Source organism: Stenotrophomonas sp. 86428_Sma (assembly GCF_056481585.1).
Genome location: NZ_CM151156.1, coordinates 4,171,199 through 4,184,795 on the forward strand (window position 1 = coordinate 4,171,199; position 13,597 = coordinate 4,184,795).

At 66.9% G+C, this 13,597-nt stretch carries 12 protein-coding genes; 4 read left to right on the top strand and 8 right to left on the bottom strand.

Features of this window, described 5'->3' with window-relative positions; translation table 11 throughout:
* Window positions 1-20: 20 nt before the first annotated feature.
* Complete coding sequence (locus tag ACZK3J_RS19140) at window positions 21-1,550, bottom strand: MFS transporter (protein WP_049462474.1); 1,530 nt, start codon at window positions 1,548-1,550, stop codon at window positions 21-23.
* A 175-nt stretch (window positions 1,551-1,725) separates the two neighbouring features.
* Window positions 1,726-2,643 (bottom strand): LysR family transcriptional regulator, encoded by a 918-nt coding sequence (locus ACZK3J_RS19145; protein WP_032129879.1) that lies wholly within the window; start codon window positions 2,641-2,643, stop codon window positions 1,726-1,728.
* A gap of 141 nt (window positions 2,644-2,784) precedes the next feature.
* Between ACZK3J_RS19145 and ACZK3J_RS19150 the strand changes: the two genes are divergently transcribed.
* The gene (locus ACZK3J_RS19150) at window positions 2,785-3,231 is read left to right on the top strand and encodes a universal stress protein (protein ID WP_032129880.1); all 447 of its coding nucleotides are present in this window, start codon (window positions 2,785-2,787) and stop codon (window positions 3,229-3,231) included.
* Between the two features lie 5 nt (window positions 3,232-3,236).
* Window positions 3,237-3,707, top strand: coding sequence for a hypothetical protein (locus ACZK3J_RS19155; protein ID WP_049400257.1), 471 nt, complete (start codon window positions 3,237-3,239; stop codon window positions 3,705-3,707).
* A gap of 39 nt (window positions 3,708-3,746) precedes the next feature.
* Here ACZK3J_RS19155 and ACZK3J_RS19160 read toward each other — a convergent pair whose 3' ends face one another.
* The 5 genes from ACZK3J_RS19160 to frmR all read right to left on the bottom strand — a co-directional run bounded on the left by ACZK3J_RS19160 (window position 3,747) and on the right by frmR (window position 8,096).
* Window positions 3,747-5,192, bottom strand: coding sequence for a GGDEF domain-containing protein (locus ACZK3J_RS19160; RefSeq protein ID WP_071229623.1), 1,446 nt, complete (start codon window positions 5,190-5,192; stop codon window positions 3,747-3,749).
* 190 nt (window positions 5,193-5,382) lie between these two features.
* On the bottom strand, window positions 5,383-6,213 hold the full coding sequence (gene fghA, locus ACZK3J_RS19165) for an S-formylglutathione hydrolase (RefSeq protein ID WP_277779165.1): 831 nt from the start codon (window positions 6,211-6,213) through the stop codon (window positions 5,383-5,385).
* 63 nt (window positions 6,214-6,276) lie between these two features.
* Complete coding sequence (locus tag ACZK3J_RS19170; RefSeq protein ID WP_012512081.1) at window positions 6,277-6,636, bottom strand: YqcC family protein; 360 nt, start codon at window positions 6,634-6,636, stop codon at window positions 6,277-6,279.
* A gap of 8 nt (window positions 6,637-6,644) precedes the next feature.
* Window positions 6,645-7,754 carry an S-(hydroxymethyl)glutathione dehydrogenase/class III alcohol dehydrogenase gene (locus ACZK3J_RS19175; protein WP_012512082.1) on the bottom strand — a complete coding sequence of 370 codons (1,110 nt, stop codon included), beginning with the start codon at window positions 7,752-7,754 and terminating at the stop codon, window positions 6,645-6,647.
* Between the two features lie 66 nt (window positions 7,755-7,820).
* The gene (gene frmR, locus ACZK3J_RS19180; protein ID WP_005411009.1) at window positions 7,821-8,096 is read right to left on the bottom strand and encodes a formaldehyde-responsive transcriptional repressor FrmR; all 276 of its coding nucleotides are present in this window, start codon (window positions 8,094-8,096) and stop codon (window positions 7,821-7,823) included.
* A gap of 212 nt (window positions 8,097-8,308) precedes the next feature.
* Here frmR and ACZK3J_RS19185 point away from each other — a divergent pair, with 212 nt between their 5' ends.
* Window positions 8,309-11,398: a TonB-dependent receptor domain-containing protein gene (locus tag ACZK3J_RS19185; protein ID WP_134951583.1), complete on the top strand. Its 3,090-nt coding sequence runs from the start codon at window positions 8,309-8,311 to the stop codon at window positions 11,396-11,398.
* A gap of 47 nt (window positions 11,399-11,445) precedes the next feature.
* On the opposite strand, the gene ACZK3J_RS19190 is transcribed toward ACZK3J_RS19185, so the two are convergent.
* The gene (locus tag ACZK3J_RS19190) at window positions 11,446-12,351 is read right to left on the bottom strand and encodes a LysR family transcriptional regulator (RefSeq protein WP_134951584.1); all 906 of its coding nucleotides are present in this window, start codon (window positions 12,349-12,351) and stop codon (window positions 11,446-11,448) included.
* Window positions 12,352-12,481: 130 nt separating this feature from the next.
* Here ACZK3J_RS19190 and ACZK3J_RS19195 point away from each other — a divergent pair, with 130 nt between their 5' ends.
* Window positions 12,482-13,585 carry an alkene reductase gene (locus tag ACZK3J_RS19195; RefSeq protein ID WP_478476178.1) on the top strand — a complete coding sequence of 368 codons (1,104 nt, stop codon included), beginning with the start codon at window positions 12,482-12,484 and terminating at the stop codon, window positions 13,583-13,585.
* The last annotated feature ends 12 nt before the right edge of the window (window positions 13,586-13,597 follow it).

Consider the following 13,597-nt stretch of genomic DNA (forward strand, 5'->3'; position numbering starts at 1 on the left):
AGGGGGTTCCTGCGAAAGGTTCAGGCCACGGCACGTGGCGGATGGATGCGGGTGGGCATCCAGGCAATGAGGGGAATGAAGGCCAGCGCCACCAGCGCGACCACCCAGTACAGGTCGGCCGAGGTCAGCGCCTGCACCTGCGCATGCAGGCGCGCGCCCAGCTGCGGGCCCTCGGCCAGCCACGGCTGCTCGCCAAGGCGGTCGACCAGCACGGTGGAATGGAAATGACGGCGGCCCTGGGCGACGGCATCCAGCACGCCGCTGGCGAGCACGGCAGCAAAGCCCTTGACCGTGTTGAACCACGCCGAAGCGAACGGACCGTCCTGCGGTGCCAGCCCGCCAGTGGCCAGCATCAGCAGCGGCAACACCGCCATCGGCTGGGCGAATACCTGCAGCAGCTGTACCCACAGGAAGTTGTCGCGGATCCAGGCCACATCCAAGTGCGAGCCCAGCCAGCAGGCCAGCGCCAGCATCGCCAGGCCGGTGGCCTGCACCCAGCGGCAATCCACTGCGCGGATGTTCAACAACGCCGCCACCAACGGCAGTGCGATCACCTGTGGCAGCGCCACCCACAGCAGCATCGGTGCGGTCTGCAATGGCCGGTAGCCCTGCACGCTGGCCAGGAATCCGGAGGGAATCGAGATCACCGCCAGCAGCACGAACAGCACGCCGCCCAGCGTCACCAGCGAGTAGCTGAGGTTGCGGTTGGCCAGCAGCTGCAGCTTGAAGAACGGCAGCGGGTGGAACCATTCATTGATCATGAACAGCACCATCAGGCCGGCGCCGCCACCGATCATCAGGGTGATCATCGGCGAGTCGAACCAGTTCAGGCGCGGGCCCTGCACCAGGCCCAGCACCAGCAGCACCAGCGCCGGCAGGCCCAGCGCCAGGCCCACGCCATCGAACTGGGCAAAACGCTCCAGCCGCAGCGGGTCCTGCGGCAGGCCCCAGCTGACCATCGCCATGGCAGCCAGGCAGTACGGCACGATCTGCCAGAACGCCCAGTGCCAGCCCACCTGCTCGACCCAGAACGCGGCCAGCGGCGTGCCCATGCTCGGGCCGAAGGTAGCGGTCAACGCGTAGCCCGCCAGGCCATACAGCTTGATGCCGGGCGGCAGGAAGCGCAGTGCCACGCTCATCAGCAGCGGCGGCAGCGCACCACCACACAGCCCCTGCAGCGCGCGCAGCAGCAGGAACACCTGCAGGTTCGGCGCAAGCGGGCAGAGCACGCCCAGCACCATGAAGCCACCGATCATCGCCAGCGCGAAGCGGCGCAGCGAGAAGGTGGCGGCACACCACGGGGCGAAGGCCATCGCGCTGACCGACATCGCGCTGTAGAGGGCGACGATCCAGCTGCCGTCATCGACGCTGAAACCCATCGCACCACGGATGTCGGCCAGGGCGACCTTGGTGATGTTCTCGTTGAAGCCCGACACCAGCACCGCCAGCAGCACGCCACACAGGCCGACCAGAACGCGGCGGTCGAGCCCGGGGGCGGCGGCAGGACGGGGCGCAGCAGCGGCCAGGACAGCGGCGGCCGGCGTACTCATCGCCGGGCACCGATCCGTGCAGTGCACGGCATGTTGGGGGTCATTGGAATGCGCTCAGTGAAACTCCGGGGAGCGCAGTCTAGGGAGCTGGTACCCTGCGAAAAATGGCGCAACCCGCATCCCAGGCGTGCGTCACGCGCACGCATGAAAGTGTCAGCGCGGAGCCTCCCCTGCGCTAGCGCGGAGCCTCCCCTGCGCTTTCGCACATGGTCTTGATCGAGCGCCGCAGCCACTGGTGCGCAGCATCGTTGTCCAGCCGCGGGTGCCAGGCCTGGACGATGGCGGCGGTGCGCACCGGGATCGGCAGCGGGAACAGGCGCAGCGGCAGGCGCATGCTGACGATCCGCTCCAGCATCACGCTCGGCATCTGCGGCAGGATCAGGTCCGACTCGGCGGCAGCGAAGATCGCGCCGTGGAAGGTCGGGCTGATCAGCGCCACCCGCCGCTGCAGGCCCAGCGTGGCCAGGTCGTCATCGATCGGGCCACGCGGCAGCCCCCGCCGCGACACCGCGATGTGGTCGCAGGCAGCAAAACGCTCGGCGCTGATCTCCTCATCGAACAACGGATGATCTTCGCGCGCGGCGCCCATGAACGAGGTACTGAACAGGTTCTGCACCTTGGTATCGGGTGCATGCTTGCCGGCGGTGCTGATGTACAGGTCGATCCGGCCCTGCGCCATCGCGTCGTCGTCGGTATCGCCCTCGGGCACGAAGCGCAGCACCGCGCGCGGCGCCTGCTGGCGGAACAGTTCACGCAGGCGTCCGCCGAATCCACCGATGAAGACATCATTGGCGCGGACATTGAAGGTGCGCTCCAGGGTGCGCAGGTCGATCTCGCGACCGGCGTTGAACACACGGTGGGCCTGCTCGATCACATCGCGGACCTGCTCACGCAGCTGCAGCGCGCGGGGCGTGGGGGCCAGACCGCGGCCGGCACGCACCAGCACCGGGTCGCCCAGCGCGGTGCGGATCCGGCCCAGGGTACGGCTCATCGCCGGCGCGCTCAGGTTCATCCGCCGCGCGGCGGCGGCCACGCTGCATTCGTCAATCAGCACGTCCAGTGCCAGCAACAGGTTCAGGTCCGGCAGGGGCATGACAGTCTCCAGTAAATCAGATGACTCTACGACACTTGTAACCACAGCGGATTGCGTTTTACGCATTCATTGACTGCCGCGCACGGCATGGGTGCGCGCAGTGACATCGGCGACCATCCCCGGCCTGCCAAGGAGACATCCATGTTCAATACCCTGCTGGTCGCCCTGGACGGTGGCCCCCAGCACGCACGCGTGCTGGACCTGGCCGCAGCCATCGCCGGCCCCCACAGCCGCCTGCACCTGCTGTGCGTGCTCGACCCCGAATTCGCGCTGGCGGCCGATGCCAGCGAAGCCGACCGCATCGAGTACCCGGAAGCCGCCCGCCAGCGCTCGCGGGCCGAAGCGGTGCTGGCCGAAGCCCTGGCCGAGCTGCGCGAGCGCGGCGTCGACGCCATCGCGCAGATTCCCTCGGGTGACCCGGGCGAAGTGATCAGCGAGCAGGCCCGGCGCCTGAAGTGCGACCTGATCGTCATCGGCCACCGCCACCTGTCCCGCCTGGAACGCCTGTTCGAACCCTCGATCGGGCAATGGACCATCGACCACGCGCCCTGTCCCGTGCTGGTGGAAACCCGCGACCCACAACCCTAGCAACCATGGCCTCCCGTTCCCCGTTGTTTCCCACCCGCGTCAACTACCGCGCCTTCGGCCGCCAGTTCGGCCGCGGCGAACAGGCACTGCTGGCGGCGATACGCCAGCTGCACGATCCTGATCAACAGGCCGATGGACTCGCCCAGCTGAGCAGCCTCGGTATTGATCCCGAAGGCTGCGACGCGTTCGTCGGCCTGCTGCCGCTGCTGGCCACGCCCACCGCCCCGATCGACCTGCTGCCCGCTGGCTCACCGTTCATCGCGGCCAGCGAACTGGACCTGCTGGTCTGCCTGCTGCGCATCGCCCAGTGGCGGCATGCACGCCCGCGCGAAGATGACACGCTGGCACCGTTGCGCCAGCAGCTGGCGCGCTGTGCGATGGCCGTGCAGGCGGCAAACCTGCCGTTGCGCCAGCGCTCGTTGTCACCGGTCGGGCTGAGGCTGCTCGATCCGACCGGCTGGTTGCGGCAGCGATAAGCCGTCGCGCCCCCCGTGTGATCGCATGCAGAGAGCTGCTCAGCAGTCCATCGTTCCGTGCGTGCTGCCCTCGTCATCCAGCACGTGCGCATGCAGGATCACCTGGTTGCGGCCAGCCCGCTTGGCGGCATACAGGCCGGCATCGGCGTCTGCCAGCAACTGATCGGCACTGGCCAGAGCCGGCGGATGCAGGTAACCCACGCCGACGCTGATGCTGACCGGGCCTTCCGGCAATGGCAGCGCTTCGACCGCTTCGCGCAGCCGCTCGGCCAGCGCCAGCACGCCCGACAACGGGCTTCCGGGCACGATGACGGCGAACTCTTCACCGCCATAACGCGCAACGCTGTCACCACCGCGACCGGCTATGGCCTTCAGCACCCCGGCCACCGCCTGCAGGCAACGATCACCGGCCGGATGGCCGTGCTGGTCGTTGAAGGCCTTGAAGTGGTCGATATCCACCAGCAGCAGGCCCAGCTCGGTGCCGCTGCGCCGTGCGCGATTCCACTCGGACGTCAGCCGTGCGTCGAACTCGCGGCGGTTGGCCACGCCGGTCAGGCCATCCTGCCGCGCCAGTTGATCCAGTGCTGCCTGGCGTTCCAGAAGATCGGTCTGCAGCAGGACGCTGCGCAGGCCGAAGCCAAGGGTGGCTACGACGAAGCCGGCAACGGCCAACGGCCGCGCATGATCGACCACCAGCGTGCCGACCACCAGCAGCAGCAATGGCAGGATGATCGGACCGGCGGCCTGCACCGTCCTCGCCAGCCGCGGGTGTGCCGTGGTGCCTGTGTCCGGCCTCGTGTCCAGCGCCAGGCAGGCGATCAGCAGAAAAGGTACGTCGATCAGCAGATCGTTGAACGCACCGAATGCATCATCGGAGGTGTAGTGGTTGATGTAGTAGGCCACCAGCAGATAGGCCAGTGCGTACAGCGCCAGTGCGCGGAAGAACCTGCGCCGTTCGGGCACGTCGCCGGCCAGCCATCGCACCACGGCGAACGCGGCGATACACAGGTTCTGGATGTCGAACATGCGCTGCATGTTGGACATCGCATGGGCGTCGATGTCGACACGGGCGGCGAACGATGCGGTGTGCACGAAGAACAGCACACCCAGCAGCGCCGCCATCGCCGCGTCGATCAGGCTGATGCTCAGACGCTCGCGGCGTGCCCGCGCCAGGATGAACACCAGGGGCACGCCATACAGCACGTAAAGGAACAGGCTTGCGCGCGGGGTGAAATCAGCACGCCCGGCGCCCAAGGCGTCGATCATGTTGAACGCCATGCCGCCGGCCCACAGCAGCAGTGCCAATGCCGTGGCGCGCCACCCCAGTGCCGCGCGGTCGCGGCGGGCCCGCCACAGGCAGGCGGCCGCCGCCAGCAACGGGGCGCCGGTCAGGAAAACGAAGGAGCCGACCCCGGCGGGGCCAGGCCACAGGGCCACGACCAGGCCGTGGCACAGCACATACAGCAGCGCCAGCACTACCGGCATGCATCCCCCGATCCGCAAGGCCGTATGGACGCACGATAGCCCCGCCCGCGCCACGGCCACGTGATCCAATACGGCAATACGACACGTCGCGTGCCCCCCCCCCCATGGGAGTGCCGGCCGCTGGCCGGCAATCCCGGGGAATCACAGGGCTGCAGGTTGCCGGCCAGCGGCCGGCACTACCGGAAAGCCGTCAGCCGCGCAGGGCGCGGGCGTGGTGGGCGATGTGCTCGCCGATGAAACTGGCGATGAAGTAGTAGCTGTGGTCGTAGCCCGGCTGCAGGCGCAGGGTCAGCGGATGGCCGGCGGCATCACAGGCCTGCTGCAGGCGCTGCGGTTGCAGCTGGGTCTGCAGGAATTCGTCCGCCTCGCCCTGGTCGACCAGCAACGGCAGGCGCTCAGTGGCCACCGCGACCAGTTCGCTGGCATCCCACTGCGCCCAGTCCGCCGGGTTGTCGCCCAGGTAGGCGTGGAAGGCCTTCTGCCCCCACGGCACGTGGCTGGGCGCAACGATCGGCGAGAACGCCGACACGCTGCGGTAGCGCCCCGGGTTGCGCAGCGCGATCACCAGCGCACCGTGACCGCCCATCGAGTGGCCGCTGATGCCGCGCGCATCGGTGACCGGGAAATTCGCCTCGATCAGTGCCGGCAGTTCCTGCGCCACGTAGTCGTGCATGCGGTAGTGCTTCGCCCACGGTGCACGGGTGGCATTGAGGTAGAACCCCGCCCCCTTGCCCAGGTCATAGCCCTCGGCATCGGCCACGTCATCGCCGCGTGGGCTGGTATCGGGCGCGGCGATGATCACGCCATGCTCGGCCGCGTAGCGCTGCGCGCCCGCCTTGGTGATGACGTTCTGCTCGGTGCAGGTCAGCCCGCTCAGCCAGTACAGCACCGGCAGTTTCTGCGTTTCCGCCTGCGGCGGCAGGTACACGGCGAACTGCATGTCGCAGCCCAGCGTGGTGGAATGATGCCGGTAGACGTCCTGCCAGCCGCCGAAACAGGCGCGGTGTTCAATACGTTCCATGGTGCTCTCCTGCGCGGCGCGTCAGCGCACGCGTGCTTCTGGTAGATGCCGACCTTGGTCGGCTTATCCACGCGCGGCGTGGATGCCTTTGTTGATCCGTTCATCCAGCTGCGCCAGCAGGCGCAGCAACGATTCGACGCCAGGCTGGCCATCAAGATTGCGCCAGGCCGCCACGGCCACATCGCTGCGCGGCGGCCACTGACCGGCCGCGCGCGCCTCATGAAGGCGCGGCAGGAATACCTGCGCAAGCCACTGCTCGAACGGCATGCCATCGTCGCTGCCGAAGGCCGAGGTCACCGCACGCGGTGGCCCCACCTCCCCCACTACCCAGCCCAGCGCACGCAACGCCTGCTCGATCGGAACCACCAGGGCCGCGCGCGGGTCTTCCGCACGCGGCCGGCGCAGGGCATCCAGCCAGCCCATGACGCGGCTCAGTAGTGAACCACCGACCGGATCGACTTGCCTTCGTGCATCAGGTCGAAGGCTTCGTTGATCTTGTCCAGGTCCATGGTGTGGGTGACGAACGGTGCCAGTTCGATATCGCCCTTCATCGCGTCCTCCACCATGCCCGGCAACTGGCTGCGGCCCTTCACGCCGCCGAAGGCGGTGCCCATCCACTTGCGCCCGGTCACCAGCTGGAACGGACGGGTGGAGATCTCCTGGCCCGAACCGGCCACGCCGATCACCACGCTCTGGCCCCAGCCACGGTGCGCGCATTCCAGCGCCGCGCGCATCACGTTGACGTTGCCGATGCACTCGAAGCTGTGGTCCACGCCCCAGGTGGTCATCTCGACGATGACCTGCTGGATCGGCTTGTCGTAGTCCTTCGGGTTGATGCAGTCGGTGGCGCCGAATTCGCGCGCCAGTTCGAACTTGGACGGGTTGGTGTCCACCGCGATGATGCGGCCGGCCTTGGCCTGGCGCGCACCCTGGATCACCGCCAGGCCGATGCCACCCAAGCCGAACACCGCCACGCTGTCGCCTTCCTGCACCTTGGCGGTGTTGTGCACCGCGCCGATGCCGGTGGTGACGCCACAACCGAGCAGGCAGACGTGCTCCGGGTTCGCGTCCGGATTGATCTTCGCCAGCGAGACTTCGGCCACCACGGTGTACTCGCTGAAGGTCGAGCAACCCATGTAGTGGTACAGCGGCTCGCCGTTGTAGCTGAAGCGGCTGGTGCCGTCGGGCATCACGCCCTTGCCCTGGGTGGCACGCACCGACACGCACAGGTTGGTCTTGCCGCTCTTGCAGAACAGGCACTCGCCACACTCGGCGGTGTACAGCGGAATCACGTGGTCGCCGGGCTTGACGCTGGTCACGCCCTCACCGACCTCCACCACGATGCCGGCGCCTTCATGGCCCAGCACCACCGGGAACAGGCCTTCCGGATCATCGCCGGACAGGGTGAAGGCATCGGTATGGCAGACACCGGTGTGGGTGATCTTGACCAGCACCTCGCCCTTCTTCGGCGGGGCGACGTCGATCTCGACGATCTGCAGCGGCTGGCCGGGACCAAAGGCGACGGCGGCACGGGACTTCATGGTGGCTTCTCCAGTATCAGGCGGAAAGGGAATGGCAGGACGATCGGCGGGATATGGCGCCGATGCTTATTTCAGGTACGAGCGGATCAACGCGCTCATGTCGCGCACGCGTTCGGCGCGCTGTTCATCGGAGGCCGCAGGCTGGCCGAACTCCTCGCGCAGATGGGCCTCCATCACCTCGGACATCAGGCCGTTGACCGCGCCACGGATGGCGGCGATCTGCTGCAGCACCGGCCCGCAGTCGGCACCGGCTTCCAGCGCGCGATCCAGCGCATCGCACTGGCCGCGGATACGGCGCACGCGGGCCAGGACCTTCTTCTTCTCTTCGGGGGAGTGCGGCATGGCGGGGCCACCTCGGAACTATACTGGGGGATAGTATAAACAGAGAGGCGAATGAAGCCATCTGGTGCTGCCGAGGCATGCCCCAGGGACAGATCAGCCCAGAGTATGAATGAACAATAAATAGATTCATTTGTTACTTTTTCATGACGTAGGGTGTCGCATTCGCCCCTGCGTTTACCCCTGAGTCACATTGGCGTGACCAGGGAGAAATCATGTACCGACCGTTGTTCGCCCGCAGTCGCTTGTCTGTCGCGCTGGGTTCGGCATTGGTGCTGGTGGCCGCCGCACCGGCCATGGCGCAGCAGGCCGCCACGCAGGAACAGAAGGCCGAGCCCGCCAGCAGCAAGACCCCCGTGCAGCTGGACCGGATGACCGTCACCGGCTCGCGCATCTACCGCGCCGGTTTCGACACGCTCGAGCCCGCCGCGGTGGTCAGCCGTGAATCGATCGAGAACTATGGCGACACCAACCTCATCGATGCCCTGACCCGGATTCCCGGGGTCAGTGCCGGCGTCAGTTCGCGCGGCGACCAGGCCGGCTTCGGTGCAGGCGTCAACTTCGCCAGCAAGTTCGGGCTGGGCAGCAATCGCCTGCTGACCCTGGTCAATGGACGCCGCTTCGTCACCTCTACACCGCCCACCATCTTCGGAGCCGGCGGCGGCTCGGGCATCCAGGTCGATATGAACGCCATTCCCAGCGTCATGGTGCAACGCATTGAAAGCCTGAGCGTTGGCGGTGCACCCACCTATGGCTCGGATGCGATCTCCGGCGTCAACAACATCATCCTGCGAGACCGGTTCGAGGGTGCCGAAGTCGAGCTGGGCTACGGCAGGACCAGCAAGAACGACAACGAGCGCTACTCCTGGTCGGCCATCTTCGGTACCGACTTCGCTGATGGCCGTGGCCACATCGTGGTTGCCGCCGAGCTGGACAACGCCGATGGGGTGAACGCGCTGCAACGCGATTTCTACCGCCAGGGCTACAGCCTGCAGGCCAATCCCACGGCGGCCAATGCCACTGCCCAGCCCCTGCGCCGGCCGACCAATGATGGCCGCATCGACGGCAGCATTCCGTTCAACACCGGGCCCCGCGATGGTATCCCCGACCAGGTCTGGATCCGCAACCGGCGCATTGCCAGCATGACCTTCGGTGGCCTGGTGATGCCGGCGACCGGCAGCTACACGCGCAACGGCCTGGGCGACATCCTTGGCTTCGGCCCGAACAAAGACAAACTGTGGCAGTTCAACAACGAGGGCAAGCTGGTCGAGTTCAATCCCGGCACCAGCTACGCGGGCGGCAACGCCTCCGGCGGTGACGGCCTGAACCTGTTCGAGACGGTGCCGCTGATCGCCGACCTCGAACGACGCTCGGTGTTCTCCACCGGCAGCTTCGACTTCACCGACAACGTGCGTGGCTTCTTCGAACTTTCGCGATACGAAGCGACCGCCCGCGAAACCCTCGACCAGAACGTCTACAACGCGGTGTCCTTCGGCAATGCGCGCCTGGACGGCGGCGGTACCGCCAGCGGTGCACTGACCTTCAGCGCCAGCAATCCGTTCCTCAGTGCGGAAACCCGCAAGATCCTCGCCGACAACGGCATCACCTCGTTCCGCCTGTCGCGATCTTCGCGCGACCTGTCGATGAACAACGCCAGCACCGAAACCCGCCTGACCCGTGCGGTGCTCGGCCTGAACGGCTTCTTCGAGGTCGGAAAACGCAGCTTCAACTGGGAAGCCAGCGTCACCCACGGCCGCGGTGACTTCGACTACCTCGGCACCGGCCTGATCCAGCAGAACTTCATCAATGCGATCAACGTCACCACCGACGCCAGCGGGCGCATCATCTGTGATGCCACCCGCCCGGGCACCACGGCCGATGCGAACTGCCGCCCGCTGAATCTGTTCGGCGAGAACCAGGCGTCGCGCGAAGCCCTGGACTATGTCTCCACCCGGACCGTGGCCAAGGCGCAGACCCGCCAGACCGTCATCAATGCGTCGGTATCCGGCGGCCTGTTCGATCTTCCCGGCGGCGAGCTGTCCGCAGCGGCCGGCTTCGAACACCGCCGAGAAGAAGGCTCCTTCACCCCCAGCGAGTACCAGCGCCTGGGCCAGGGCCGCTCAGTGCCGACCCAGGCGGCGGAAGGCAAGTACCACACCAATGAAGTGTTCGCCGAAGTGCTGGCACCGCTGTTCAATCCCGACTGGGATATCCCGGGCCTGCATCGCCTGGACCTGACCGCCAAGTTCCGCCGCGTCGACAACTCCGTCGCCGGCGCGTTCAATGCGTTCACCTACGGCATCCAGTACGAACCGATCGCCGGCCTGCAGCTGCGCGGCAACAAGACCCAGTCACTGCGCGCGCCCTCCATCGCCGAGCTCTACACCACCCAGCAGCCGGCCTACTACAACATCCCGGAAGTGTGCTCGCTGGACAACATCAGCGGCGGCTCAAATCCGGCGGTGCGTCGCCGCAACTGCCAGGCGTTCTTCGCCGCCTACCCGGGTGCCGATCCGAACACTTTCCGCCAGCAGCCGACCAATACGCTGGGTTCGACCAACGGCAGCACCCGCCTGCAGAACGAAACGGCGAAGTCGTGGACGGCCGGCATCGTGTTCGCGCCGGAATGGATCCCGGGCCTGCGCGTCGCCGCCGACTGGTATGACATCAAGATCAACAACGTGATCACGTCGCTGAGCGCCAACGACATCATCACCGGTTGCTTCGACACTGCCGACTTCAACGCCGCCAACGTGCCCAACGCCAACCGCTTCTGCAGCCTGGTGACGCGTGATCCGAACACCGGCGTGGCTACCAGCATCAAGACCGAGTATGGCAACGGCCCGGTGCTGATGTTCCGTGGCTGGACCGCCGAAGTCGGCTACCGTTGGGACCTGTCGCGCTTCGGCGTACTGGACCTGGACTTCTACGGCTACATGCCGAAGAACCGTGGCCAGGCCGCGAACCGGGACGTGCCGTTCGTCGAACAGGCGGGCAGCTTCAACGAGCCCAAGCGCCAGTTCCGTTGGACGGCCCAGCATCGCATCGGCAACTGGAACTACGGCGTGGCCTCCAACTACACCAGCCGCGCCCAGTACACGATGACCGATACCCCGGAAAGCCGTCAGTACTTCTACCGCGACAGCTGGACCACCTGGGACGCCAACGTCACCTACCGCATCACCGACGCCGCGCGCGTGACGTTGTCGGTGATCAACGTGGGCGATGACATCGGGCCGTTCCCGTATGTACTGGATGCACTGGGCCGTCGCTACATGGCCAGCCTGCGCTACAACTTCAAGTAGGCCTGGCGCAGCGTTTCCACAGGCGGGGCCCGGTGTACGGGCCCCGCTCAATCAAACAGACCTTGTTCCGCCAACCGGGTCAGCTCATCCACCACGTAGCGCACCTTCGGCCGCAGGTGGCGCGTCGGTGGCCACAGCGCATGGATGTCGATGTGCCGCTGCATGTGTTCGTCCAGCACCGATTGCAGCACGCCGGAATCAAGATGGCGGCGCACCAGTGAAATGGGCATCTGGCAGATGCCGAGGCCGGCGATGGCCGCTTCGATCACCGCGTCGCCATCATTGAGTTGATAGGGCGCACTGGGAATGAACGTTCCCTCGTCCTCCTCGCTGCCGATCCGCCACCAGATCGGTTGCCCGTGGCGGAAGCCGACGATGCTGCGGTGCTGCGCCAGTTCCTGCACCGTGCGCGGCACGCCATGCGCCTGAAGGTACTCCGGCGATGCGCAGGTGACCAGGCGCTGGCGCCCCAACCGGCGCGCGACCAGGTGCTCGGCCTGGTGCAGCCCACCGAAACGGATCAGCAGGTCGATGCCCTCTTCGACCGGATCGACGAAGTGATCGGTGAAGGTCATCGTCAACTGCAGGTCCGGATACTGCCGGCACAACCGCAGCAGCACCGGCAGCACCACCAGCCGCCCGAACGAGGACGGCATGTCGATGCGCAGCCGCCCGCTGGGCAGGCCCGCCGAACCCAGACAGGCCTCGGCCGCGGAGATTTCTTCCAGCGCCGCCGCACAGGAGGCGTAGTACGCCTCGCCATCAGTGGTCAGTGCGATGCGCCGCGTAGTGCGATGGAACAGGCGCACCCCCAGCCGCGCTTCCAGACGGGCGATGGCCTTGCCCACCGCCGAGCGCGAGATGCCCAGCGCGTCTGCCGCCTCGGTGAAGCTGCCCGAGCGTGCGGTCGTGACGAACGTCACCAGGCCATTCAAGGATTCCAGCGGCAGCATCGTTCGCACTCCATTGGGGACAAATGGTCCCGCACCAAGGGAGATCGAAGCGCTTTATGCGCCTGCATGTCAACTCCATCCTGTGTGCATCGCGCCGCTGGCGCCTCTCCCCCGCACCGAGATGACCGACATGACCACCGCCCTCTTCCGCCCGTTCGACCTGACAGGCATCGCCCTGCGCAACCGCATCGCGATGGCGCCGATGACCCGTGCCCGCAACCCCGGCTCGGTCGCCAATGAGCTCACCGCGCAGTACTACCGGCAGCGTGCCAGCGCCGGCCTGATCATCAGCGAAGGCACGCCGGTCTCGCCGCAGGGCCAGGGCTACATCGACGTGCCGGGTATCTGGTCGGCCGAGCAGGTGGCCGGGTGGAAGCTCGTCACCGAGGCGGTGCATGCCGCGCAGGGCACGATCTTCGCCCAGCTCTGGCACGTCGGCCGCATGTCGCATTCCTCGCTGCAGCCTGAGGGCGGACAACCGGTCAGCGCCGGTACCCGCCCGGTGGCCAGCGCACCGAAGAACACCTCGTTCGTCTATCTGGACGACGGCAGCCGCGGCCATGCCGATCCCACCCCGGCACGTGCGCTGGCCACCGAAGAGATCCCCGGCATCATTGCCGCCTTCGCACGCGGCGCCGACAACGCCATCGCTGCCGGCTTCGATGGCATCGAGTTGCATGCCGCCAACGGCTACCTGTTCGAGCAGTTCCTCAACCCGCTCATCAACGAGCGCGACGACCGCTACGGCGGCTCGCTGCCGAACCGCGCGCGATTGATCCTGGAGACGGTGGATGCGATGGCCCAGCGCATCGGCGCCCACCGCATCGGCGTGCGCCTGGCACCGAACAACCTCACCTTCGACATGCCGTTCTACCCCGACAACGAAGCCACCTATCTGTACCTGGCCGAGGAACTGGGCAAGCGCGGGCTGGCCTATGTGCACCTCAACGACAACCTGCAGGCGGGGCAGTCGGTGCTGGGCGAGGCGTTCCTGCAGCAGTTCAAGCAAGCCTACGGTGGCAACGTGATCCTGGCCGGTGGCATGACCCGCGAGCGCGCCCTGCAGCTGGTCGAGACCGGCACCATCGACCTGGCCGCATTCGGCCAGCCGTTCATCGCCAACCCGGATCTGGTCGAACGCCTGCAGCACAACGTCGCGCTGGCCACGCCCGACCGCAATACCTATTACGGTGGCGGCGAGGCCGGCTACCTCGATTACCCGCGCGCGCAGTAGAGCCACGCGATG